This is a genomic window from Amycolatopsis sp. cmx-11-32 (assembly GCF_047608695.1).
Taxonomy (GTDB): domain Bacteria; phylum Actinomycetota; class Actinomycetes; order Mycobacteriales; family Pseudonocardiaceae; genus Amycolatopsis.
In genome coordinates, this window is sequence record NZ_JADNQN010000004.1 from 294340 (window position 1) to 318077 (window position 23738).

Annotated in this window: 24 protein-coding genes; 10 read left to right on the forward strand and 14 right to left on the reverse strand. The window is 70.0% G+C overall.

Annotated features, from left to right (window positions below; all coding sequences use genetic code 11):
- Positions 1-21: 21 nt before the first annotated feature.
- From ACM6LR_RS13875 to ACM6LR_RS13890, 4 genes are read right to left on the reverse strand one after another with little or no spacing between them, the layout of a single operon-like run.
- Positions 22-255 carry an exodeoxyribonuclease VII small subunit gene (locus ACM6LR_RS13875; RefSeq protein ID WP_414939536.1) on the reverse strand — a complete coding sequence of 78 codons (234 nt, stop codon included), beginning with the start codon at positions 253-255 and terminating at the stop codon, positions 22-24.
- Positions 252-692, reverse strand: coding sequence for a hypothetical protein (locus ACM6LR_RS13880; protein ID WP_414943922.1), 441 nt, complete (start codon positions 690-692; stop codon positions 252-254). Before ACM6LR_RS13880 ends, ACM6LR_RS13875 begins: the two co-directional genes overlap by 4 nt.
- A complete protein-coding gene (gene xseA, locus ACM6LR_RS13885; RefSeq protein ID WP_414939534.1) occupies positions 689-1954 on the reverse strand; it encodes an exodeoxyribonuclease VII large subunit in 1266 nt (421 codons plus the stop codon). The genes ACM6LR_RS13880 and xseA overlap by 4 nt, the downstream gene beginning before the upstream one ends.
- Positions 1951-2622, reverse strand: a complete 672-nt coding sequence (locus ACM6LR_RS13890) for a lipid droplet-associated protein (RefSeq protein WP_414939533.1) — start codon at positions 2620-2622, stop codon at positions 1951-1953. Before ACM6LR_RS13890 ends, xseA begins: the two co-directional genes overlap by 4 nt.
- A gap of 152 nt (positions 2623-2774) precedes the next feature.
- Between ACM6LR_RS13890 and ACM6LR_RS13895 the strand changes: the two genes are divergently transcribed.
- Entirely contained in the window at positions 2775-3788 is a 1014-nt protein-coding gene (locus ACM6LR_RS13895) for a 4-hydroxy-3-methylbut-2-enyl diphosphate reductase (protein ID WP_414943923.1), read from the forward strand.
- Between the two features lie 91 nt (positions 3789-3879).
- Here ACM6LR_RS13895 and ACM6LR_RS13900 read toward each other — a convergent pair whose 3' ends face one another.
- Together ACM6LR_RS13900 and rmuC are read right to left on the reverse strand one after the other, a co-directional pair.
- Positions 3880-4746, reverse strand: a complete 867-nt coding sequence (locus ACM6LR_RS13900; protein WP_414939531.1) for a DUF6542 domain-containing protein — start codon at positions 4744-4746, stop codon at positions 3880-3882.
- A 219-nt stretch (positions 4747-4965) separates the two neighbouring features.
- On the reverse strand, positions 4966-5880 hold the full coding sequence (gene rmuC / locus ACM6LR_RS13905; protein ID WP_414939530.1) for a DNA recombination protein RmuC: 915 nt from the start codon (positions 5878-5880) through the stop codon (positions 4966-4968).
- A gap of 178 nt (positions 5881-6058) precedes the next feature.
- Between rmuC and ACM6LR_RS13910 the strand changes: the two genes are divergently transcribed.
- Positions 6059-7210, forward strand: coding sequence for an exonuclease SbcCD subunit D (locus tag ACM6LR_RS13910; RefSeq protein ID WP_414939529.1), 1152 nt, complete (start codon positions 6059-6061; stop codon positions 7208-7210).
- A complete protein-coding gene (locus tag ACM6LR_RS13915) occupies positions 7207-10158 on the forward strand; it encodes an AAA family ATPase (protein WP_414943924.1) in 2952 nt (983 codons plus the stop codon). The genes ACM6LR_RS13910 and ACM6LR_RS13915 overlap by 4 nt, the downstream gene beginning before the upstream one ends.
- 85 nt (positions 10159-10243) lie before the next feature.
- Here the strand turns inward: ACM6LR_RS13915 and ACM6LR_RS13920 are convergent, their stop codons facing one another.
- Entirely contained in the window at positions 10244-10744 is a 501-nt protein-coding gene (locus ACM6LR_RS13920) for a methylated-DNA--[protein]-cysteine S-methyltransferase (RefSeq protein WP_414939527.1), read from the reverse strand.
- A gap of 27 nt (positions 10745-10771) precedes the next feature.
- The gene (locus ACM6LR_RS13925) at positions 10772-12238 is read right to left on the reverse strand and encodes a DNA-3-methyladenine glycosylase 2 family protein (protein ID WP_414939526.1); all 1467 of its coding nucleotides are present in this window, start codon (positions 12236-12238) and stop codon (positions 10772-10774) included.
- Between the two features lie 105 nt (positions 12239-12343).
- Between ACM6LR_RS13925 and ychF the strand changes: the two genes are divergently transcribed.
- Entirely contained in the window at positions 12344-13426 is a 1083-nt protein-coding gene (gene ychF, locus ACM6LR_RS13930; protein WP_414939525.1) for a redox-regulated ATPase YchF, read from the forward strand.
- Between the two features lie 58 nt (positions 13427-13484).
- Here the strand turns inward: ychF and ACM6LR_RS13935 are convergent, their stop codons facing one another.
- Both ACM6LR_RS13935 and ACM6LR_RS13940 read right to left on the reverse strand, forming a co-directional pair.
- Complete coding sequence (locus ACM6LR_RS13935; protein ID WP_414939524.1) at positions 13485-14846, reverse strand: M28 family peptidase; 1362 nt, start codon at positions 14844-14846, stop codon at positions 13485-13487.
- Positions 14847-14938: 92 nt separating this feature from the next.
- The gene (locus ACM6LR_RS13940) at positions 14939-15100 is read right to left on the reverse strand and encodes a hypothetical protein (protein ID WP_414939523.1); all 162 of its coding nucleotides are present in this window, start codon (positions 15098-15100) and stop codon (positions 14939-14941) included.
- 68 nt (positions 15101-15168) lie between these two features.
- Between ACM6LR_RS13940 and ACM6LR_RS13945 the strand changes: the two genes are divergently transcribed.
- From ACM6LR_RS13945 to ACM6LR_RS13955, 3 genes are read left to right on the forward strand one after another with little or no spacing between them, the layout of a single operon-like run.
- Positions 15169-15372, forward strand: coding sequence for a hypothetical protein (locus ACM6LR_RS13945; protein WP_016337139.1), 204 nt, complete (start codon positions 15169-15171; stop codon positions 15370-15372).
- Complete coding sequence (locus ACM6LR_RS13950; RefSeq protein WP_414939522.1) at positions 15369-15743, forward strand: type II toxin-antitoxin system death-on-curing family toxin; 375 nt, start codon at positions 15369-15371, stop codon at positions 15741-15743. Before ACM6LR_RS13945 ends, ACM6LR_RS13950 begins: the two co-directional genes overlap by 4 nt.
- Positions 15744-15774: 31 nt before the next feature.
- Positions 15775-16113 (forward strand): winged helix-turn-helix transcriptional regulator, encoded by a 339-nt coding sequence (locus ACM6LR_RS13955; protein WP_414939575.1) that lies wholly within the window; start codon positions 15775-15777, stop codon positions 16111-16113.
- A 423-nt stretch (positions 16114-16536) separates the two neighbouring features.
- Here the strand turns inward: ACM6LR_RS13955 and ACM6LR_RS13960 are convergent, their stop codons facing one another.
- Positions 16537-16827 carry a 4a-hydroxytetrahydrobiopterin dehydratase gene (locus ACM6LR_RS13960; protein WP_414939521.1) on the reverse strand — a complete coding sequence of 97 codons (291 nt, stop codon included), beginning with the start codon at positions 16825-16827 and terminating at the stop codon, positions 16537-16539.
- A 74-nt stretch (positions 16828-16901) separates the two neighbouring features.
- On the opposite strand from ACM6LR_RS13960, the gene ACM6LR_RS13965 reads away from it, so the two are divergent.
- The 3 genes from ACM6LR_RS13965 to ACM6LR_RS13975 are packed head-to-tail and all read left to right on the forward strand — an operon-like array spanning position 16902 to position 20601.
- Positions 16902-17954, forward strand: coding sequence for a thiamine ABC transporter substrate-binding protein (locus tag ACM6LR_RS13965; protein ID WP_414943925.1), 1053 nt, complete (start codon positions 16902-16904; stop codon positions 17952-17954).
- Positions 17955-17965: 11 nt separating this feature from the next.
- Positions 17966-19579 (forward strand): ABC transporter permease, encoded by a 1614-nt coding sequence (locus tag ACM6LR_RS13970; RefSeq protein ID WP_414939574.1) that lies wholly within the window; start codon positions 17966-17968, stop codon positions 19577-19579.
- Positions 19579-20601, forward strand: a complete 1023-nt coding sequence (locus tag ACM6LR_RS13975) for an ABC transporter ATP-binding protein (protein ID WP_414943926.1) — start codon at positions 19579-19581, stop codon at positions 20599-20601. The genes ACM6LR_RS13970 and ACM6LR_RS13975 overlap by 1 nt, the downstream gene beginning before the upstream one ends.
- A gap of 172 nt (positions 20602-20773) precedes the next feature.
- Here ACM6LR_RS13975 and ACM6LR_RS13980 read toward each other — a convergent pair whose 3' ends face one another.
- The 3 genes from ACM6LR_RS13980 to ACM6LR_RS13990 are packed head-to-tail and all read right to left on the reverse strand — an operon-like array spanning position 20774 to position 23729.
- Complete coding sequence (locus ACM6LR_RS13980) at positions 20774-21649, reverse strand: ABC transporter permease (RefSeq protein ID WP_414943927.1); 876 nt, start codon at positions 21647-21649, stop codon at positions 20774-20776.
- Entirely contained in the window at positions 21646-22641 is a 996-nt protein-coding gene (locus ACM6LR_RS13985) for an ABC transporter ATP-binding protein (RefSeq protein WP_414939516.1), read from the reverse strand. The genes ACM6LR_RS13980 and ACM6LR_RS13985 overlap by 4 nt, the downstream gene beginning before the upstream one ends.
- Entirely contained in the window at positions 22638-23729 is a 1092-nt protein-coding gene (locus ACM6LR_RS13990) for a LolA family protein (protein ID WP_414939515.1), read from the reverse strand. Before ACM6LR_RS13990 ends, ACM6LR_RS13985 begins: the two co-directional genes overlap by 4 nt.
- Positions 23730-23738 lie beyond the last annotated feature (9 nt).

A 23738-nucleotide genomic window follows, 5' to 3' on the forward strand; every position in this document is an offset into this window, starting at 1 on the left:
GGCTCAAGAGCATGGTGAACGTCACTGACCGTTGCCGCTCTCGTCTTCAACGGAGGACAACGCGGCCTCGATCCGCTCACGGGCGCCTTCGAGATGGTGCTCGCAGACCCTCGCCAGCTGCTCGCCCTTCTCCCAGAGAGCGAGCGACTGTTCCAGGGAGAGTCCGCCCGCTTCGAGTTCGCGGACGACCTCGACCAGCCTGTCGCGGGCCTGCTCGTAGCCGAGTTCGGCGGTTTCGCCACCGGGTTTGCTCACGCTGTGCTTCCTTCTACCGGACGTCGGTGCTTGCCGATACCCGCGCACACTACCGCGCCTGCCATGGCGTTGTCGTAACCCACGAAGGCGAGAGCGAACTCCTGGCCGTCACCCTCCGCGATCGCGGCGACCAGGTTCTCCTGGGCCCGCGCCACCCGTTTGCGGTGCGCGGAACCGTCCGCGAACCACCATCGGGTGCCGACGTGCTCCGCGGTGGCTTCGGAGAGCTTCCGCAACTGGGCGTCGAGGTCTCGTTTGGTCGAGACCGGCGCTGATGAGCCGTCGGCGGAAAAGAGTGCTTCGGCCTGGCAACCCGCCAGCAGGACCGTCCAGCAGTCAGCGGCGGCGTGGTCGGTCAGCAGCGCGTTGCGCAACACGCCGGGGGCGTTCGCGCGCTGGGCGGCGTCGACGGTCAAAGGCAGGAAACTCGCCGTCAACTGTTCCCCTCCGCCTCTCCCGAGACGACGGCGCCGAGCGCGCCGTCGACCACGCGGATGCGCAGTTTCGCGCCGTCCGCGACTTCGGAGACGGACCGGAGTACCTGGAGGTTGCCTTCGGCGTCGGTGTACTGCACCACCGCGTAGCCGCGTTCGAGGGTCGCCGCGGGGCCGAGCGCGGTCAGCCGCGCGCGGGCGCTGGCGATCTCCGCCTGGTCCTTGGCGAGCAGGGTGAGCATCGCGCGGCGCCCGCGTTCACGGTGGATCTCGACGTCGTCGTAGCGGCGCTGGATCGGGCCGAGCGGGTCGGCGAGCACGGGGCGGCTGCGCAGCTGCGTCAACAGCCTGACCTGGGTGTCCACCCAGCCGTGCAGGGCGCGGCGGCCGCGGTCGCGCATCTGGTGGACCCGCTGGGTCTCCTCGCGGACGTCGGGCACGATCCGCTTGCTGGCGTCGGTCGGCGTCGAGCAGCGGAGGTCGGCGACGTGGTCGAGCAGCGGGGTGTCCGGTTCGTGCCCGATGGCGCTGACCACCGGGGTCCCGGCCGCCGACACCGCGCGGCACAGGGCCTCGTCGGAGAACGGCAGCAGGTCTTCCACGCTGCCGCCGCCGCGCGCGATCACGATGACGTCGATGTCCGGGTCCCGGTCCAGTTTGGACAGCGCCTGGAGGATCTGCGGGACGGCGAGCGAACCCTGTACGGCGGTGTTGATCACCTTGAACGCGACATGCGGCCAGCGGGCCTGCGCGTTCACCAGCACGTCGCGTTCGGCGGCGGACGCGCGGCCGGTGATCAGCCCGATTCCCTTGGGCAGGAACGGGATCTTGCGTTTGCGCTCGGGCGCGAACAGGCCCTCGGCGGCCAGCAGCCGTCGCAGCCGCTCGATCCGCGCGAGCAGTTCACCGATGCCGACCGCGCGGATCTCGTTGGCGCGCAGGCTGAACGAACCGCGGTTCATGAAGAACGTCGGCTTCGCGTGCACCACGACGCTCGCGCCCTCGCGCAACGGCGGTTCGATCGTGCGCAGCAGGCCCATCGGGCAGGTCACCGACATCGAGACGTCCGCCGAAGGATCGCGCAGCGTCAGGAACGCGGTGTTGGTGCCCTGGCGGGCCGAGATCTGGGTGACCTGGCCCTCCACCCAGACCACGCCGAGCCGGTTGATCCACTCGCCGACCTTGCGGGCGACCGTGCGGACCGGCCACGGGTTCTCGGCGGTGGTGGACGGGCCCGCCGGAGCGGAGGTGGGCTCGGCGCTCACTGGCCTTCCGCGCTGTCGCCGTCTGTTTCCGCCTTCTTCACGTTTCCGATGCGACGGGCGAGCATGCCGACGAACGACGGCCGGTCGGCGTTCGCGCGTTCGTAGGTCAGCAGCTCTTCCAGCTGCGTCAGGTCGAACCGGCGCAGGCGGGCGCGCAGCTGCGGCAGGGTGAGCGTGTCGTAGTCCTCCAGCCCGGCGGGATTCGGATCGACGAGTGCCGAAGAACTGTCGAACTCGCCGTCGGCGTGGTCCTCGGCGAGCGCGCGCTCCTCCTCGGCCCACGGGTCCTCGGTGAGTGCTTCGAGGTCGTGGAAGTGACCGTTCGTCTCGGCGCGTGGTTCGGGGACCTCGGGACTTTCGGTGTCCTCGCGCAGCGGGATCACGCACGAGTCGCGTTCGTAGCGGCGTTCGGTCACGTCGGGCGGGAGGTCCTCGTCGAAGGTGGCCCAGCTGGGGGTGTCCTCGACCGGGCGAAGGACCGACAGCGCGTCGTCACCCTTGATCGCGAGTTCGGTGACGTGCTGCTGCACGCGCATGGAGAACTGGAGCACCTGGCTGACCACCGTGACGGGGAGTCCGGTGAGCTGCTTGGGAAGTTCGCGAACCCGCTCGGCGGTGGTGACGGCGAGGCCCGCGGCGACCCGGAGGGGGAGCGGGAGAGGCTTCATACGTCTAGCCTGCCGTATCTGGTCCATCCTGCCCAACCGAACGGGTGGGTCGGCTCACAGGACGTGACTCCACGCACATACTTTAGAGGGGTTCCCAGGTCACCTGAACGTGAGTGCGAGAAGCCCCCGGGGCAGCCCGTACCCTGGGGGTCATGAGTTCTGCGAGTCCCGGAATCACGCCAGCCGGCAGTCCGACGATCACCGAGTCCGGTGTGCCGGCAGGTGGCAAACGTGTCCTGCTCGCCAAGCCTCGCGGTTACTGCGCGGGCGTCGATCGCGCGGTCATCGCCGTCGAAAAGGCACTTGAGCTCTATGGCGCACCTGTGTACGTGCGTAAGGAGATCGTGCACAACCGGCACGTCGTGGAGACCCTGCGCGAACGCGGGGTGATCTTCGTCGACGAGACCTCCGAGGTGCCGGAAGGCGAACTGGTGGTGTTCTCCGCGCACGGCGTTTCGCCCGCGGTGCACGCCGAAGCGGCCGAGCGCAATCTGCGGACCATCGACGCGACCTGCCCTCTCGTGACGAAGGTGCACAAAGAGGTCAACCGGTTCGCGAAGGACGACTACGACATCCTCCTGATCGGCCACGAAGGCCACGAAGAGGTCGAAGGCACCGCCGGCGAGGCTCCCGACAAGGTGCAGCTCGTCGACACCGCCGAGGACGTCGACAAGGTCGAGATCCGTGACCCTTCGAAGGTCATCTGGCTTTCACAGACCACCCTTTCGGTGGACGAGACCATGGAGCGTGTCGACCAGCTGCGGGACAAGTTCCCCGGCCTTGCCGACCCGCCCAGCGACGACATCTGTTACGCCACCACGAACCGCCAGGTCGCGGTCAAGGCCATGGCCGCCGAGTGCGACCTGGTGCTGGTGGTCGGCTCGACGAACTCGTCCAACTCGAAGCGGCTGGTCGAGGTCGCGCTGAAGGCGGGTGCGCGCGCGTCGTACCTGGTCGACTTCGCGCACGAGGTCGACGAAGCGTGGCTCGACGGCGTCGAGACCGTCGGCGTCACGAGCGGCGCTTCGGTGCCGGAAGTGCTGGTCATGGACCTGCTGGCGTGGCTGGCCGAGCGCGGCTGGGGCGACGTCGACGAGGTCACCACGGCGAACGAGAAGATCGCTTTCGCGCTGCCGCACGAACTGCGGAAGGTCGGCAAGGCCTGAGGTCCCGATACGGAAAAGGGCCGCCCGAGGATCTTCTCAGGCGGCCCTTTCTGCTGGTCAGTGGCTCAGGTGAGAGCAAAGGTCCCTTGCTTCAGCGCTCGTCGTCCCAGGGGCGGCGGCGCGGCGGCTGACCGCCACGGCGAGGGTCGTCCGCACTCGGCGGACGGCGGCGCGGGGCACCGGGGGCGCTCTCGCCGCGAGGGTCGCGACGGCGAGGTTCGCCGTCTTCCGGCGGACGCGGGCGGCGCGGCTGACGTCCCGGCGGCGGAGGCTTGCGCACGCCGGGTTCGGCGTCGCGGCGAGGACGGCGTTCATCGTCGACCGGACGGCGGCGCGACGGCGCGTCGTCCCGTGGCGCGCCACGGCGCGAAGGCGGGGGCGGCGTCTGCCCGGTCCGGGAGGCCGGACGGCGAGGGCCCGCCGCGGCAGGCTTGACCGAGGGCTTGGCTTCCTCGCGACGTTCCGGCTTGTCGTTCGACTTCGGCTTCACCGGGGCGTCGGGATCACGTTCGCGATAGATCCGGAAGATCCCGATCGCCAAGGTGACGCCGGTGGTGATGGCCATCGTCGGGAAGCCGTTGATCAACGGGCCGCCGACGTCGACGGCTCTGGACAGCAGGTCGGTGCCCTTGCTGCCGTCCGAGGTCAGGAGGATGACCCCCGGCACGGTCACGGCGAGGACCAGCGGCGGCTGCACCATCGGGCCGAACAGCCCGCGGCGCTGGACGGCCACCACGGCGGCCACCGCGCCGAGCGCGTAGCACGCCTTGAACAGCAGGCCCAGTTCCTTCTGCATCACCATGTCGACGAAGGCGCCAAGAATGGCGAGCCCGAACCCCGCCAGTACGGCCGCCCACCAGGGCAAACCGCGCCTGGCGCCGACGAGGGGACGCTCGTCCCAGGCAACGGGCACGTCGTCGGCATCAGGATCGCTCTGGCGATCGCGAATCGCGGTCACAGGCCCCACCGTATATCCAAGCTGTGGACATACCGCCAACAGGCGGTAGGTCAATCGCCTGGTAGTGGTCATCCCCGACCACCCGGACGGATTGCCCGGACGTTTCTCGAAGGTAAGACGGGGGAGGGGGCGACAAGGTTGTCAAAAGAGGTGAAACGGAGCCTCCGGTTCCGGAAATCGCAGGTAGGCCGGACCTCCGATCCTCGCTCACGAGGACCGTCACGACGCGGGAAGCTCGTCCGCCTTCCGGATCATCGGCACCTGCGCGGGACTGCCCGCGGCGTCCGTCAGCGGGGAGACCGTGCTCCGGAAGCTTTCGAGCGCTTCCAGTTCCCGGCGCCGGGCCGAGATGAAACGCTGCAGGTGGGTGCTCGACAGGTTCAGCGCGTCGACCGCGTTGCCGGCGGCCCGGTGCGCGGCCGCGGCGCCCGCCCGGACCTGTTCGACGTCCTCGACCAAGGCTCGCTCGGTGGCGGCGAACAGCGCGGCGGACGCCAGCACGGCGAAGCCGGTGGGCCCGCACAGGAAGACCCGGCGATCCAGCGTCCAGCGCAGCAGTTCCGGGTCGGTGTCCAGCGCGGCCACCACGGCCGCGTCGGACGGGACGAACATGATCGTCCCGTAGATCGCGTCGGCCCAGCGCTGATAGCCCTTGCCCGCCAGTTCGGCCGCCCGCGACCGGAGCTGCCGGACGTGGACGCGCAGCGCGTCGAGCCGTTCTTCGGGGTCGTTGGTCTCGACCGCTTCGGCCCAGCAGGCCATGCTCGCCTTCGCGTCGACAGGCACCGTCCGCCCGCCGCCGACCCGAAGCACCATGTCCGGTTTCGCCGCGCCGCCGCCCGCCAGATCCGTTTGCAGGGTGAAGTGCAGTTCCTCGCGGAGCCCGAGTGCGCGGGCGGTCTCCAGGAGTACCTGTTCGCCCAATTCACCGCGGCCGCTGATGGAGGCGAAGGCGACCTCGTACCGGCGAAGCGCGAGTTGCTGCTGATCCCCCTTCGCCCGTTCGGCGGCGACCAGCTTCGCCGCCGCGTCCGCCCGCCGCATGCCGTCGTTGTACAGCCGCCACAGCAGCGCGACGGCGACGAGCAGCAGAAGCGCGAGCACGACGGCCGCGGTGGTGATCACCGTCGCCACCGTTACCTCCCCTCCGGATCCGAGTCGGGGACATCATGGCGGAACCCACCGACAAAAACCGGATGACGCGGTCGTGCTCCGTATCTGACCTGCGCCGTCCCCGGCGTGTCGGAAAGCGCGGCGGCGCCAAGGGCGCGCCTCCCCTTCTCGGCCGGTGCGCGGCCCTACCTTGGGCTGCGTGAAGCTCCTGCACACGTCCGACTGGCATATCGGCCGTACCTTTCACGGCGCCGATCTGCTCGCCGAGCAAGACGCCGTGCTCGGTCACGTCGCCGACCTCGTGGTCGCCGAAGCGGTCGACGTCGTGCTCGTGTCCGGGGACATCTACGACCGCGCGGTGCCCTCGGCGGAGGCCGTCCGCGTGGCGACCACCGCGCTGGGCAGGCTCCGTCAGGCCGGGGCGCGGCTGGTGCTGACGCCGGGCAACCACGACTCCGCGCCCCGGCTGGGCGCGTTCGCCGAATTCGCCGCGGCGGGCGGACTGCACCTGCGCGCCACGATCGACGGCCTCGCCGAGCCGGTGCTGTTGCCCGACGAACACGGCGAGGTCGCCCTCTACGGCATTCCGTACCTCGAACCGGAGCCCGCACGCCACGCCCTCGGCGTGCCCGAAGGCCGTGGCCACACCGGGGTCCTCACCGAGGCCATGCGGCGGATCCGGGAAGACCTCGGGAGCAGGCCGTCCGGAACGCGGTCGGTGGTGCTCGCGCACGCCTTCGTCACCGGCGGCGAGCCGACCGAATCCGAGCGGACCATCGCGGTCGGCGGAGTCGAGCAGGTACCGGGCTCGGTGTTCGACGGCGTCGACTACGTCGCACTCGGCCACCTGCACGGGCCGCAGACCCTCGCCGAGCACCTGCGCTATTCGGGCAGCCCCCTGGCGTACTCGTTTTCCGAGACGCGCCAACGGAAGTCGGTGTGGCTCGTGGACCTCGACGCCGACGGTCTGGCCGAGGTCCGGCGCCATGAACTCCCGGTTCCACGGCACCTCGCGATGCTCCGCGGCGAGCTGGCGGATCTGCTGTCAGACCCGGAACACGACGGCCTCACCGAACACTTCCTTTCCTTCACGGTCACCGACCGGGTCCGCCCGATCGACGCCATGCGCAAGCTGCGTGAGCGGTTCCCGTACGCCGTGCACCTGGACTGGCAGCCGGAAGGCGGGCACGACGGCGTGGCGCTGAAGTACGCCGAAGCCGTCCGCGGACGATCCGACGTCGAGATCACGCGCAGTTTCCTCGAGGACTGCCGCGGATCCGCGCCGTCGGACAGCGAGGAGCGGCTGGTGCTGGCGGCACTGGGCGCCGCGGGCAGGGAGCGCGAAGTATGAGGTTGCACCGGTTGGAGGTCGCCGCTTTCGGTCCGTACGCGGACCGCGAGGTGGTGGACTTCGACGCGCTCGGCGCCGACGGGTTGTTCTTGCTGCACGGTGACACCGGCGCGGGGAAGACGACTTTGCTCGACGCCATCGCGTTCGCGCTGTTCGGCACGGTTCCCGGTGCTCGCGGTGAGGTCAAGCGGCTGCGCTGTGATCTCGCCGAGCCCGACCAGGTCACCGAGGTCGTCCTCGAACTGACCGTTCAGGGCCAGCGGATGCGAATCGCGCGCAACCCCGAGTACCAGCGGCCCAAGCGCCGGGGCGAGGGGATGACCCTGCAGCAGGCGAAGGCGGTGCTGAGCTGGGTCGACACGGTGCCCGCCGGACACGTCGCCGAGGGCATCACCCGCATCGACGAGGTCGCGCGCACGGTCGAACGGCTCATCGGGATGACGCACGAGCAGTTCTTCCAGGTGGTCTTGCTGCCGCAGGGTGAATTCGCGCGGTTCCTGCGGGCGAACACGGCCGAGCGCGAGGAGTTGCTGGAGCGGCTGTTCGGCACCGAGCGGTTCTCCGACGTCGAGAACTGGTTCGCGAATCTGCGCGCCGAACGCGGCCGCGAGTTGTCGGCGCGGCAGCAGTCGCTGCGGGAGTGGGTCGCGCGGTTCGCGCAGGTCGCCCAGGAGGAGGCGCCCGAAGAGGGGCAGGTCGAGTGGGTCGACGCGGTGCTCACCGGGTCGGCCGAACGCGTCGCCAAGGCACAGGAGCGGGACGCGAAAGCCCGCGCGGCGGCGAAAACGGCTGAGGCCGGCTGGCAGGAGAACAGGTCCACCGCCGAACGGATCCGCAGGGTGCGCACCGCGTACACGCGCCTTTCGGCGATCGCCGAGCAGGCGGGACAGCGCGCGGAGTGGGCGGAAGAGGTCGAGGCGGCTCATCGGGCGGCGGGTGTGGTCGCGGAGGCCGATCTCCTCGAACGCAGGCTGGATCAGCTCGCGGAGGCCGAGGCCACGGAGGGTCTCCGCGCTCAGGAAGTGCCCGACGCCGCGGACAGTTCCGCCGCTGAACTTCGCGCTCACGCCGGCGGTTTGCGTGAAGAGGCGGGCGCTCTCGCCGAACTCGTGGCGGAAAGTGAGCAGCAGCAACGGGATCTGCTGCGCTGCGAGCAGCTGAACGTCGCCGCGGCGCAGGCCGAGAAGCAGGCCGAAGACTTCGCGATCGAACTCGCTTCCGCGCCCGGGAAGATCTCGGCCCTGCGTACTGAAGCGGTCGCCGCCGCCGAAGCCGTCGCGAAGCTCGACGGCGCCCGCACCCGTGTCGACGACCTGGCCGCCCTGGCCCGCGACGCCGACGAAGTGCCTCGGGCGGAACAGGCCGTCTCGCAAGCGCGTGAAGTGGTCAGTGAAGCCGTGGACGGCCATCAGAATGCCCGTCAGCACCGGCTGGACCTGCGGGAACGGCGCCTCGAAGGGATGGCGGCCGAACTCGCCGCGGGTCTGCACGCGGGTGAGAACTGCCCGGTCTGCGGGGCGTCCGAGCACCCCTCGCCCGCGACGCACACCGGCGGACTGGTCGACCCCGAGGACGAACGCCGCGCCGAACTCGCGGAGCAGCAGGCACACGTCCGGCGGGAAAAGGCGAAAGCCGCGTTGCAGGAAGCCGAAAGCCGCTTGGACCTCCTGGTCGGACGGCTGGGCGAGCACACGGCGGAGACACTGCGTGCCGGACTGGGCGAGGCACGGCGAGTGGTCGGCTCGTTGTCGGAGGCGGCCGGGCGCAAACCGGCCCTCGACGCGCGACTTCTCGACCTGGAACGGAAAACCGAGCAGCTGACCGAACAGCGCGGGGTGGCCGAGCGGCGTGCGGTCGAGGTCGCCGCCGAGGTGCGCGGCTTGGTGGAGCGGCTGGCCGAACGGGAACGGCGGCTGGAATCCGCGCGTGGCGAGTTCGCCGACGTCGGGACGAAGCGTCGGCACCTGCTCGGCTTCGCGGCCCGCCTCGACGCGCTGGCCGAAGCACGGCTCAATGTCGTCGGCACCCGCGAGCGTCGTGACGAACAAGCGAAACTGGTCAAGGAAGCCTTGCGGGCCAAAGGTTTCGCGGATCTCGACGAGATGCGCGCGGCGTCGCGGCCGGACGAACAGATCACGAAATTGGAGAGCAGTCTCGCCGACGCGAAGGTGATGGAGCGGGCCGCCCGTGCGGAACTCGCGCAGCCTGAGCTGTTCGGCATCTCGCCCGAGGACGAGATCGACGTCGCGGCCTCCGAGGAGCTGGCGCGGGACACCAGGGGTGAGGCCGAACAGGCGTTCGCGGCACTGCGGGCGGCCAAGACCCGGCACACGGACCTGACCGGGCTGGCCGAGCGGATGACCTCCTTCATGGCGGAACTGGTACCGGTCGAAGAGCGGTACCGCGAACTGAAGGCGCTGGCCGAGGTGGTCAACGGGCGCGGGCAGAACGCGCGCAAGATGTCGCTGCGCTCGTACGTCCTGGCCGCGCGGCTCGAGGAGGTCGCGGTCGCGGCGACCGCTCGCCTGCGGACGATGAGCCAGGGCCGCTACTCCTTCGTGCACTCCGACGCGGCCGGGGCGCGAGGCACCCGCGGCGGGCTCGGCCTCGACGTACTCGACGACTACTCCGGCACCGTGCGGCCCGCGAAGACGCTTTCCGGTGGCGAGTCCTTCCTCGCGTCGCTCTCGCTGGCGCTGGGCCTCGCCGACGTCGTCGCCGCCGAAACCGGTGGCGCGCTGCTGGACACGCTGTTCATCGACGAGGGCTTCGGCACTCTGGACGCCGAGACCCTCGACATCGTCATGAACATCCTCGACGAGCTTCGCGCCGGTGGCCGGGTGGTCGGGCTGGTGTCGCACGTGGAGGAACTGCGGCAGCGGATCCCGACCCGGCTGCGGGTGCGGAAGGCGCGCACCGGCTCTTCGGTCGAGATCCACGCCGCCTGATTCCTGGCCCTCACGTGCTATGAACGGCTCGTTACTTGCAGAATTTGCAAGTAACGAGCCGTTCATAGCAGCCGGAGCAGGCAGCTCAGGCGGCTTCGTGGGTCAGCAGCCACTGCTTCGCCGGAACACCCCACCGGAAGTTCCCCACCGCACCACCGGTCCGCACCACCCGGTGGCACGGTACGAACAACGCCGCCGCGTTCTTCGCGCAAGCCGACGCGGCCGCCCGCACCGCCGACGGACTCCCCGCCAGTGCCGCATACTCCGCGTAGCTCACCGGCTCACCGGCGGGCACCTTCCGCAGCATGTCCCAAGCGTGCTCCCGGAAAGCGCCGGACCGCTGCCGCACCTCGATGTCGGCGACCGCGTCCAGGTCGCCGTCGTGGTAACGGTGGATCGCGGTGCTCACCGGCCCCAGGTCTCGTCGCTGCTTCACCTCGCCGGGGGCCAGCGACGGCGAGATCAGTGGCGTCAGTTCGCCGACGTCGCCGGTCCAGCCCGAGGCGAGTACGGCCCCGTCACCCGCCACCACGGCGGTGAACGGGCCGATCTTCGTGTCCATTGTGGACCAATACGCGATGCTCATCTCGTCCTTTCAGTCGACAGCGCCCTTTCAAGCGCGCCACAGGTACATGCCGGCGTACGAGGACCAGGGCTGCCAGGCCCGCCCGCGTTCGGCCAGCGTCTTTTCGTCGTCGGCGATCCCCAGCGCGGCCGCACCTCGGCGCAGCGCCGGATCACCGGTCAGCAAGATGTCCGGTGCGCCGAGTACGCGCATCAGGACGTAGTCCGCGGTCCGTGGTCCGATTCCCGGGAGTTCGAGTAGCTCCGCTCGTAGTTCCAGCGGGTCGCGGCCGACGTGGACCGAAACGCCTTCCGCCAGCGCGCTGGCCACCGCGGCCACTCGCGCCGGACCGTGTTCGGCGACCAGCGCGGCCGCCGGGAACACCGTGGTCACCCCTTCCAGTGACTCGTCGCAGCTGGGCACCCGTTCGCCGAGAGCTTCCGCGAGCGACGCCGTGTCGGCGGGGGACAGCATCGCGCGCAGCACGAGTTCGTCCCCGTCCACCGCGCCGGGCACCCGGATGCCGGGGATCGCCTCGACCAGCGGCGCGAGCGCCGGGTCGGCCCCGAGGACCCGCGTGACCGCCTCGGGGTCGGCGTCGAGGTCGAGCAGCCGCCGCATCCTGGCCACCGCGCTGCTGAGGTCGCGCAGGTCGGTGAGCCGCAGGTCGCAGCGGACGTGGTCGTCCTTCGCCGTCAGCCGCACCACGCCGGCGCCGTGGGCGAGCCGCAGCGTGCGGGCATAGCCGGTCACTCCGGAATCGTCGCGCGTCACGTGCTCGACGCCGGGGACGGCCCGGTCGGCCAGGAAGGTCAGTACCCCGTCCGCGTCGAACGGCTTGCGGAACGGCAGCCGCAGGCTCAGCCGGGTCCCGGTCGGTGTCTCTAAGGCGCTGTTTTGGTCGACACTGCGGCGCCCGCGACGCAGACTCGCCGCGCGAAGCTGCGAAGGCGTCGTCGCGAACACCTCACGGATCGTCTCGTTGAACTGGCGGACGCTGGAGAAGCCCGCCGCGAACGCGACGTCGGTCAGCGGGAGCCCGGACATCTCGATCAGCAGCCGCGCCGAGTGCGCCCGGTGTGCCCTGGCCAGCGCGAGCGGTCCGGCACCGAGTTCCGCGGTGAGGACGCGCCCCAGCTGACGTTCGGAATAGCCGAGCCGTCGCGCGAGCCCCGGAACGCCGTCGCGTTCGACGGTCCCGTCCGAGATGAGCCGCATCGCCCGCGCGGCGAGGTCGGCCCGGATGTCCCAGTCCGGCGAGCCGGGGACGGCGTCGGGGAGGCAGCGGCGGCAGGCGCGGAAGCCGTTCGACTGCGCGGCGGCCGACGTCGGGTAGAAGCGGACGTTCTGCTGCTTCGGCGTCGACGCGGGGCAGGACGGACGGCAGTAGATCCCGGTGGTGGCCACGGCCATGATGAACTGGCCGTCGAACCGGGAGTCACGGGCGGCGACGGCGCGGTAACACCGTTCGGTGTCGCGCCACACGGCCCGTTCGGCCAACGTCTGCTCGGTCATGACATCGATCGTGCCACCAGGTCGAGGGCTCGGCTGGCGGAAATCCGACACGACGATCCAGGCCTCGGCGGATGTCGTGGCGGGCGGCACGTAGACTTCTGGCCCGTGAGTCTCACCCTCGGCATCGTCGGCCTGCCCAACGTCGGCAAGTCCACCCTGTTCAACGCGCTGACCCGCAACGACGTGCTCGCCGCGAACTACCCGTTCGCGACGATCGAGCCCAACGTCGGCGTCGTCCCGCTGCCGGACCCCCGGCTGGACGAACTCGCCAAGGTCTTCGGCTCCGAGCGGACCGTCCCCGCCGTCGTGTCCTTTGTGGACATCGCGGGTATCGTGAAGGGCGCCTCCGAGGGCGCCGGACTCGGCAACAAGTTCCTCGCGAACATCCGCGAAGCCAACGCGATCTGCCAGGTCGTCCGTGTCTTCGACGACCCGGACGTGATCCACGTCGACGACCGGATCGACCCGGCGAGCGACATCGAGACGATCAACACCGAGCTGATCCTCGCCGACCTGCAGACGCTCGACAAGGCGTTGCACCGGCTCGAGAAGGAGGCGCGGACCAAGAAGGAAGCCAAGCCCGCCCTCGACAACGCGGTCAAGGCCAAGGAGATCCTCGACGGGGGCCGAACCCTGTTCCAGGCGCAGAAGGAGGTCGACTTCGAGGCCCTGCGCGAGCTGAGCCTGCTCACCACGAAGCCGTTCCTCTACGTCTTCAACGCCGACGAAGGCATCCTCACCGACGAGTCCCGTCGCGAAGAGTTGGCCAAGATGGTCGCCCCCGCGGACGCGGTGTTCCTCGACGCGAAGGTCGAATTCGAGCTGCTGGAGCTGGACGACGAGGAGTCCGTGCGGGAGCTGCTGGAGTCCGTCGGCCAGCACGAGCCGGGTCTCTACTCGCTGGCCCGCGCCGGTTTCCACACCCTCGGCCTGCAGACCTACCTCACCGCCGGCCCCAAGGAGTCCCGCGCCTGGACGATCCCGCAGGGCGCGACCGCCCCGCAGGCCGCCGGCGTGATCCACACCGACTTCGAGCGTGGCTTCATCAAGGCCGAGGTCGTCTCGTACGACGACCTGATCGAGAACGGTTCCATGGCCGCCGCCCGGTCCGCGGGCAAGGTGCGCATGGAGGGCAAGGACTACCTCATGTCCGACGGTGACGTGGTGGAGTTCCGCTTCAACGTCTAGCCCTGTCTTGTAAGTGGTAAGGACGGTTCTAACCGTCCTTACCACTCAAGAGCCCTGCCTACTTCCGCAGCAGGCTGTACGCCGCCGCCCCGATCAGCTCCAGCGAAACTTGAAGCCGCTCAAGGGAAACGTTGTCCTTGATGGTGTCTTCCGGCGTGTGATAGGTCGGTTCCAGCAGTGCCGGGCCGCTTTCGCCACGCCAGCTGAAGTTGCCCGAAGCGATCCCGCGTTCGAAGAACGGCACGTGGTCGCTCGAACCGCGTGCGACCGGGCCCTTGACGCGCGGGTCGTAGCCGAGTCGTTTGGCGGCCGCGTTCACGGCCGCGGTCGTGGCGTTGTCGGCGCCGTCGACCGAGAGCAGCCAGTAGGTGATCGCCGGGTCCCAGCTGGTGGCGACCATGTCGTTCTGGAAGCAGCCCGCGATCCGCCTGGCCTCCGGGTCGGACAGGTTCGAGACGTAGTGCCGCGAGCCGATCAGCCCGTACTCCTCCGAACCCCACAGCGCGAACCGCAACGTCTTGTTCGTCGGCAGGTACCGCAGGACGCGCGCCAGCTCCAGGCACAGGACGGTGCCGCTGCCGTCGTCGTTGGCGCCGGGGGAGCCGGGGACGCTGTCGTAGTGCGCGGTCACCATGACCACGCCGTTGTCCTTGCCGGGGAACGTGGCGGGCCGCTCGGCGATGACGTTGTACGACGTCAGGTTCTTGTGGTGGGTGGCCGACGCCTTCACCTTGACCGGGCCCTTGGCGAGCCGCTCGCGCAGCCGCTCCACCTGCACCTGTGCCAGGCCGAGCACCGGGACGGTGACCGGCGTGGCGAGGGTCGGGGAGAAAGCGGACAGTTTGCGCGCGGGGTCGGCGCCGATCCGGCCGAGCAGCACGGCGACCGCCCCGCGCTGCGCGGCCGTCAAGTACGCGTCGGCCTTGTTCGTCACGGCCGCGATCAGCACGATCTTGCCGGTCAGGTCGTCGGGCAGGGTGGTCCCGTCACCGGCGTCGACGACGACGGCTTCGCGCGTGACGTCCTGCGCGCCCTGCGGCGATGAACCGGTCTGCCAGCTGTCGCGTCCGATCGACAGGCCGCCCAGGAACTTGTCGGCGATCGGGAACGGCTGCAGCGTGACCTGGTAACGCAGCTCGCGCAGTACCTTCGCGATGTAGTCCTTGGCGCGCAATTCGCCTTCGGTGCCGGCGATCCGGGGGCCGATCTTGTCGCTGAGCACCCGCAGGTGCTCCAGCGCCCGCCGCGACCGGACCCGCGCGATCACCGGGTAGTCGCCGAAGTCCAGCGACGGCGGGAACTGCGCGCCCGGACGCTGCTGCGTGGCCGCGGCGGCGGTGCCGGGGTTCAGCCCGATCGTCGCCGCGCCCGCCAGTGCCACCGCGCCCGCGAGCACCTCACGCCTGCGCAGACCTGCCATGGAACACCCCTCACTTCTCGGAGAACCTTCGTCCGAGTAGCCAATAGTCACCGGGGCGCCAGAGCAACCTCCGATCGTCCCCTTTTTCCGGTTCAGCCCACGGTGACCCGGTGGTAGGCCCGCGAGACGGCGACGACGCCGCAGGCGGCGGCCGCGATCCGCCCCCCAGAACGAACCTTCGACGGTGCGGCGACGCCGAGGAAGAGGATCCAGCGGTACTTGGCGGCCAAGGCCAGCACGAGGATCCCGGGCACGCCGAGGATGAACGGGCCGGGCGGATGTCCGGGAAACTGGCCTGCTACCAGAGTGGTATCATCAAGTCATGGCCATGACTCTGCGGTTGAACGACGAGCAGGAGCGCGCTCTCGCCTTACTGGCCGAGGCCGACGGCGTGAGCAAACACGAGGCGACTGTCCGCGCCATCACCGAGGCGGCCGCGCGCCGCGTCCGTGACGACCGTGTCCGGGCGCTGTCCAAGGACGGCCGGGAGCGCTACGCCGCTCTGCTCGACCGTCTCGCGCAGTGACCGAGTACCTCACCGTCGAAGACCTCCTGGCGCTCGCGGAAGACCTCCGGGTGCCCAAGATCCGCGATCTCGGCCTTCTCGACTCCTCCGCGCACCGGCCGCGGGCGTCGTTGATGGGCCGGGACGCGTATCCGACGCTGCACGAGAAGGCGGCGGTGCTGCTGGAGTCGCTGGCGCGCAACCACGCGCTCATCGACGGCAACAAACGCCTCGCCTGGATGGCTACGTTCGTCTTCTACGGCCTGAACGGCCACGATCTCGACGCGCCTGAGGACGACGCGTACGACCTCGTGATCGCGATGTCCGTCGGCTCGCTGAGGTACGCCGAGACCGCGGTGAAACTGGCGGTCTGGGCCAAGCCGCTCGGGTAACTTCGAACGGGTGAAGCCACTGAGTCCCGACATGTTCGCGCCCGGGTGTCCGTCGAATCTGACGCCGTTCCGGATCGGGGACAAGTGGGCCGGTCTGGTCGTGCTGTGCCTGGAAGAAGGACCGCGCCGGTTCTCCGAATTGCGGGTCCCGCTGAGGGGCGTCACGGCGAAGGTGCTCACGGAGACTCTCCGGGCACTGGAGCGCGACGGCATGATCACGCGGACGGCGTACGACGAGACGCCGCCTCGAGTGGAGTACGAGCTCACCCCGCTCGGCCGGACGTTGTTCGAGCCGATCGAGGCATGCCGCGAGTGGGCGGCGAAGCACCTTCCGGAGCTTGTCGCCGCCCGTGAGGCCTACGCGGGTTAGGCATGCCTTGCGTGCTTGGAGCCGGAACTCGTGAGTTCCGGCTCTAGCCGAGCAAGCCGAGCACGACGATCGTCAGCAACGTGATGGCGGTGGCGAAGGCGGTCACCCAGGCGCGCTGGGCGGCGGTGATGGAGGCGTTGTGCACGGCGGTTCCCCCGGTGAGAGAAGCGACAGGTCCGCCGGGAACAGCGCGTTGATCAGGCTCCGCGTTACCTCGCCGGTGTCAGTGTGGTGAAGATCACTGATCGTGCTGGTGACGCCGCTCGCGCACGGTGTACCAAAGCACTCCGGCGGCGGCCGCCACCATCGCGCCGAATGCGGAGAAGCCCACCACGATCGCCTGCGTCATCATTCGTCCTTTTCTCGTTGGTCGTACTGGGTAGACGTCCGAGAAGCGGAGTCGTGGCGCGGTCGAGGCGGAGGTCACACGGCGTCGAGGACCCCGTCGATCTGCGAAGCGAGCGCGAAGTCCTTCTTCGTCAGCCCGCCGGCGGAGTGCGTGCTGAGCCGGAACGTCACGGTCCGCCAGCGGATGTCGATGTCGGGATGGTGGTCGGCCGCCTCCGCCAGTTCGGCCACCTTGTCCACCGCTTCGATGGCCTTCGGGAAGCTCGGCAGCTTCGCCGTTCGCTCGATCGTGACCCCGTCACGGGTCCAGCCGGAGAGCTTCGTCACGGCCTCGTCGGCTTGCTTGTCCTTCAAGATTTCCGCCATGACTCCATGGTGGTACGCCGTCGGCTACGCTGCACGTTTGCCACGGGTCCCCCCTTGAAAACGCAGGAGGCTAGATGAAACGCGCCCTCCGCACGCTGGTTGCGGCAGGCACGGTGGCGGCCCTCGCCGCGGGCTGCTCGCTCTCCGGGACTCCGGGGAACGACCCGCAGGCACCGGCGACGGTCACGCTCGTGACGCACGACTCGTGGCTCGCCCCGCAGGAGGTCCTCGACGCGTTCGAGCGGCAGTCCGGGATCAAGATCTCCGTGCTCAAGCAGGGTGACGCCGGCGCGCTCACCAACAAGCTGGTGCTGACGAAGGCGAACCTGATCGGCGACGTCGCGTACGGTGTCGACTCGGCGTTCGCCTCCCGCGCGCTCACCGAGGGCGTTTTCGAGCAGTACACCAGCCCGGAGGCCGATCGTGGCCCGCAGCGCTACTCCGTCGACCCCGGGCACCGGCTCTCCGCGGTCGATCTCGGCGACGTCTGCGTCAACGTCGACACCCGGTACTTCGTGGACAAGGGGATCCCGGAGCCGAAGTCCTTCGCGGATCTGGCCGACGCCAAGTACAAGGACCTGATGGTCGCGGAGAGCCCGGCGACATCGTCGCCGGGGCTGGCGTTCCTGCTCGGCACCGTCGCCCAGTTCGGCGAGCAGGGCTGGCAGGCGTACTGGACGCAGCTGAAGGCCAACGGGCTCAAGACGGTCAGTGGCTGGGAAGAGGCCTACACCAAGGAATTCTCCGGTTCCTCGGGCAAGGGCCCGCGGCCGATCGTCGTCTCCTACGCCTCATCGCCCGCCGCCGAACTCGGCGACGACGGCAAGCCGCGCACGAAGGCGCTGCTGGACACCTGTTACCGCCAGGTCGAGTACGCGGGCGTGCTGGCGGGCGGCAAGCAGGTGGAGAAGGCCCGCAAGGTCGTGGACTTCCTGCTGTCCCAGCAGTTCCAGGTGACCGTGGCGGGCAACATGTACGTGTACCCGGCCCGCCAGGGCGTCGAACTCCCGCAGGGCTGGGCGCAGGCCGCGCCGCTGCCGCCGCAGCCGAAAACGCTCGAACCGGCCAAGATCCAGGCCGGGCGCGAGCAGTGGATCGCCCAGTGGCGCACGCTGTTAGAAGGCTGAGCACCACCAGGCTGACTCCCCGTGGCGCCGGGCTGGCCGCACTCGCCGTGCTGCCGCTCGGTTTCCTCGTGGTGTTCTTCGCCTGGCCGGTCGCGGCGATCATCGGCCGGGGTTTCGGTTCCGGCGGGGTCGGTACGGCCATCGGCGACCCGCTGACCTGGAAACTCGCGGGATTCACCGTGGCGAGCGCGGGGGTTTCGACGATCGTCGCGGTACTCGCGGGCCTGCCGGTCGCGTTCCTGCTCGCGCGGGTGCGGCTGCCGGGTGTCTCACTGGTCAGGACGCTCGTGCTGGTGCCGTTCGTACTGCCGACCGTCGTGGTCGGCCTGGCGTTCCGCGCGCTCTGGCCCGATGGCGGGTTGCTGCCCTTGGTGCTGGCCAACGCCTTCTTCAACGTCGCCGTCGTCGCGCGCACGGTTTCCGGGCTGTGGAGCCATCTCGACCCGCGCACGGTGGACGCGGCGCGGGCTCTCGGCGCGTCGCCGTGGCGGGCCTTCCGCTCGGTGACGTTGCCCGCGCTCGCGCCTGCCATCGCGTCCGCGGCCGCGGTGGTGTTCCTTTTCTGCGCCACCAGTTTCGGGGTCGTGCTCATTCTCGGCGGGGCGAAGTTCCGGACGCTGGAGACCGAGATCTACCTGCGCACGGTCGAACTGCTCGACCTTTCCGGTGCGGCCGCGTTGTCGCTGGTGCAGTTCGCCGCCGTCGTCGCCGCGCTGGTGGTGGGCGCGCTGGCCAGGCGCCGCCGGGAGAACGCCGTCCGGCTGCGCTCGCGATCCGAGACCGCGCGCCTGCCGAGGGGTGGCGAGTGGTGGGCCGTGGGAGCGGGCCTCACGGTGATCGCGCTCCTGATGACCCCGATCGTGGCGCTGCTCGTCGAGTCAGTGTCCACTTCGGACGGATGGAGTTTCGCCGGGTACGCGGCGCTCGGTGGTCAAGGAACCCGTGGCGCGCTGCAGGTTTCGGGCTGGGCCGCGGCGTCGATGTCCTTGCGGACGGCGTTCGACGCCACGATCCTGGCGATGATCGTCGGCGTGCTGGCCTCGGTCGTGCTGGTGGCGTTGCGCCGGACGCCCGGCAGGCTGGCGCGGGGGATGGGCGAGACGATGGACGCGGCGCTGATGCTGCCGCTGGGTGTTTCCGCGGTGACCGTCGGTTTCGGGTACCTCATCACGCTCGACGCGCTGCCGGGCGATCTGCGGACGTCGCCACTGCTGGTGCCGCTCGCGCAGGCGCTGGTGATCATCCCGTTGATCGTGCGGATGGTGTTGCCGGTGCTGCGGTCGGTCGACGTCCGGCTGCGGCAGGCCGCTTCGGCACTCGGTGCGAGTCCCGGCCGGGTGTGGCGCGAGATCGATCTCCCGCTGACGGCGCGTTCGCTGGTCGCGGCGGCCGGTTTCGGTTACGTGGTCGCACTCGGCGAGTTCGGCGCGACGAGCTTCCTCGCCAGGCCGGACGCGCCGACACTGCCGGTCGCCGTCGCGACGCTGATCTCGCGGCCGGGTGAACTGAACAACCAGATGGCCTACGCGGCCTGTGCGCTGCTCATGATCGTGACCGTGGTGGCGGTGGTGTTGATCGACCGGTTCGGCGCGGTCCGCGGGCAGAATTCGGTAGGGGAGTTCTAGTGTCGCTGTCGGTACGGGACCTGACCGTCCACTATGGATCTCATCCGGCCGTGAAGGGCGCCCGGCTGGACATCGCCGACGGCGAGGTGCTGGCGCTGCTCGGCCCGTCCGGTTCGGGGAAGTCGACGCTGCTGCGGGCGATCACCGGACTGGAGCCGCTGAGTTCGGGCACCGTGCGCTGGGACGGCGAAGACCTCTCCGGCGTACCGGTGCACCGGCGGGAGTTCGGGCTGGTGTTCCAGGACGGGCAACTGTTCCCGCACAAGGACGTCGCCTCGAACATCGCGTTCGGCCTGCGGATGCACGACGTCCCGCGCGCCGAGCACGCGGAGCGGGTCCGTTCGCTGCTGGATCTGGTCGGGCTCGGCGGTTACGAGCGGAGGCGGGTCACCGAGTTGTCCGGGGGGCAGGCGCAGCGGGTGGCGCTGGCCCGCGCGCTGGCGCCGGAACCGCGGTTGCTGCTGCTGGACGAACCACTGTCCGGTTTGGACGCCGGACTGCGGGAACAGCTGGCGATCGACCTCGCCGCACTGTTGCGGCGCAGCAAGATCACCGCGCTGCTGGTCACACACGACCAGGAAGAGGCGTTCACCCTCGCCGACCGGGTCGCCGTGCTGGACGACGGTGAGATCCGGCAGGAGGGCGCGGTGCGCCGGGTCTGGCGGCAACCGGTGGACGAGGGGGTGGCGCGATTCCTCGGCGTCACGACGTTCGTCGACGGCGAGGCGTCCGGCGGGGTGGTGCGGACCGCGCTCGGCGAGGCCGCGTTGCCGGACGTCGAGGACGGCGCGGTGCGGCTGGGGCTGCGACCGCACGGTTTGCGGGTGGCGTCTTCCGGAGTGGAAGGCGAGGTGGTGGCGGTGGTGCACCGGCGGGAGCATGTCCGGCTCGTGGTCGCGCTCGGCGATCAGTCCACTGTGGACGCCGTCGCGCCGGTGACCGCCGATCTCCGCCCTGGCGACACGGTGAGGCTCGCTCTGGACCCGGACGGCATCGCCCCACTCCCGCAAGTAGTCCTCTAGTTGCGGTACTCCGGTCTGGAGTCCGCGGTTTCCGCAGGGCTGCCGGGGCCCGCCTCGCATACCGTCGCTGAGAAGCGGCTGAAGGGGACTTTCCCCGCATCTGACGCAGCAAAGGGGCCCTTCACCGCGTCGCATGCGGTGAAGGGCCCTTCAGCTCCCCGGAAGCCGAGGGTCACCCGTCCCGAGTCGTGAGGCGTGCGTAGGCGATCGAGAGCCCGATGGCGATGTAGCAGGCGGCGCGTAGCGCGCCCTCGCCGAGCATCGCCGTGTCCAGCGGGTCCATCAGCACCGAAGCCGGTGCCTGTGACCAGTTCTCGTTGAGCAGGAACGGATGCAGCCACGAAACCGCGTCCAGGATGCCGAGGATGGTGAACACGATCGTCCCCGCCAGCACCGAGGCGACGACCAGCATCGGATGTTCGGTGAACGACGAGATCGCGAGCGCGACCGCGCCGACCGCCCACAGCTGCAGCGTCACCCACAGGGCCACGAGCAGGACGCGGCCCAGCGCGTCCCAGACGCTCAGCGTCGAACCGGTGAGGGTGAACATCGAGTCGGTGCCGCTGATGACGAGCCCGGTGACGAAACCGGTGAACGTCATGGACAGTACGGCGATCGCCGAAACCGTCGCGACGCCGAACGCCTTGATCGTGAGCAGCCTGCCACGGCCGACGGGGGCGAGAAGCCAGCCCCGCAGTGTTCCGTGCGCGGCCTCGCCGGCGATCGCGTCCGCCCCTGCCATCGCCGAAGCGAGCGGGAGCAGCAAAGCGAGCGTCATGGTCAGGGCCGCCACCGGCAGGATGAACCCGTTGCTGACCGCGGAGGCGAGCAAAGCGCCGTCGCCGCCGCCACCGTTGGGATCGACCGCCTCGTCGACGAGCGTCAACGCGACGCCGATGACCACCGGGATCAACGCGAGCAGCCCCAGCACGGCCAGCGTGCGGGGCCGCCGGAAGATCCAGCGCAGTTCGGCGCGATACAACCGGAGCAGACCGACACTGTCCTGGCCGGTCCGCGGGGCTGGTGCCGCGGCCAGAGCGTGCGTCACGACTCCCCCTCACGGTCTACAGTGGACTCCGGCTGGGTCAGCCGGGCGAACAGGTCGTCCAGACCGGTCCGGGCCTTCGCCGCCTCGTGCACGGCCACCCCGGCCGTCACCAGATGACGCAGGACGTCGGGGGCTTCGGCAGCGGTGAGGTCCACCCGGACACCGTCCGGCGTGAGCCTGCTGCCGATCCTGTTCTCCCGCAACGTTTCCACCGCGAGTTCGGCGTCCGGCGTCCGCACCAGCAGCGCCGCGTTCCCCGACTCCAGCAGTTCCGCGAGCTCGCCCTGGGCGATCACGTTCCCCGACTGGAGCACCGCGACGTGCGTGCAGGTCGCTTCGACCTCGGCCAGCAGATGCGAGGACACCAGCACGGTGACCCCGTCGGCGTGCAGTTCGGCGATGATCCGGCGGATCTCCCTGGTACCGGCCGGATCGAGGCCGTTGGTCGGCTCGTCGAGCACGACCATCCGCCGCGGCACGAGCAGCGCGCTCGCGAGCCCCATCCGCTGCTTCATCCCGAGCGAATAGCCCTTGTAGCGCCGGTTCGCGGCATCGATCAGGCCGACCCGCTCAAGCGCCGAGTCGACCGCTCCGGGGATCCCGGCCGAGGCCAGCCTCGGTTCGGCCGCGGCGACGCGCAGCAGGTTTTCCCGCCCGGAAAGAAAAGGGTGGAAGCCCGGCCCTTCGACCAGCGCGCCGACGTCGGGCAGCGCGTGCGCCGCCTCGTCCGGCATCCGCTTGCCGAAGAGTTCGACCTCGCCCTCGGTGGGCCGCACGAGACCGAGCAGCATCCGGATGGTCGTCGTCTTGCCCGAACCGTTGGGGCCGAGCATCCCCAGCACGGCGCCTTCGGGAACGTCGAGGTCGACGTGGTCCACGGCCACCGTGCGGCCGTAGACCTTGCGCAGGCCCCTGGTGCGGGCCGCCATGGGTACCGCCGGAGCGGACGCCTCCTGAGAGACGCCCGCCCCGGCTTCGAACGTAGTGGTCACTTCGTGGCCAATGCCTCGAAGAGGACCTGCTCCGGCACCGCGCCGACGGCGTAGCGGCCGTCGTCGGTCAGCACTCCGCTGCCGACCTTGGTGGTCACCAGCCAGCCGCTGCCCCAGGCTCCGCTGACCGGCTTGGCGAACCGCGAAAGCAGCGCCTTCGGGTCGACCTGGCGGCCTTCCTCGTCCTTGGCGGTTCCGGCCTTGGCCAGCGCGTCGGCCGGGATCTTGCCGGTGATGGCGGTGTCCCAACCGTCGCCGACGACCTTGACCTCGGACTTCGCCTGCTCGGCGAGCTCGCGGCTCTTCGGGTCGACCTCGGCGGTCTTCTCGGTCACCTTCGCGCCCTTCGGCGGGGTGAACTCGAAGTTCGACGCGGGCTGGTCCGCGAAGTTGATCTCGCTGAAGGAGACCTCGAACGCCGGTGAGGAGGTGCCGTTGGCCAGCACCGTCAGCCGCAGCGGCAGCCGCGTCTGCGAGTCGACCGCGACGCGGATCTCGCGCAGGAGCGTCCGCTCGGCCGGCTTCGGCGTCAGCACCAGTTCGTAGGCCGAACGACTGGCCACCGACGACGTCCCGTCGACGGCGATCGTGCTGCTCTCCCGCACCTTGCCGAGCAGTTCGGCGGCCGCGGTGGCCGGGTCGACGGTCTGGCCCTCGACCTTGCCCTTGTGCTCCCTGGCCAGTTCCGGCGGGATGGTGATCTTGGTGGCGGAGTTGTCCTTGGAGTTGTACTCCCAGACGGTCTCCCCGTTCTTGACGATGGTCTGCTGGCTGGAGCCCTCGGTGAGCGACACCTTGCTCTTGCCCGCGCCGTCGGTGGAGACCTGCGCCGAGTCGATGCTGAGCGCCGACGCGCCGGGCAGCGTGCTGCCGACCTGCGGCAGGCCGAGGTCGTTGTCGACCTTGACCTTCCCGTCGAACGACGGCGGCGTGGCGTTGAGCGTGGACTGCACCAGCTCTTCGGCGCTGATCTGCGGCAAGATCGGCGCGTCACCCGCGGTGGCGGGCATCGCGACGACGGCGAGCCCGCCGACGCCGAGTGCCGTCCCCACCACCGCCGCGGTGATGGCCTTCCTCTTCGGATCCATGCTGTCTCT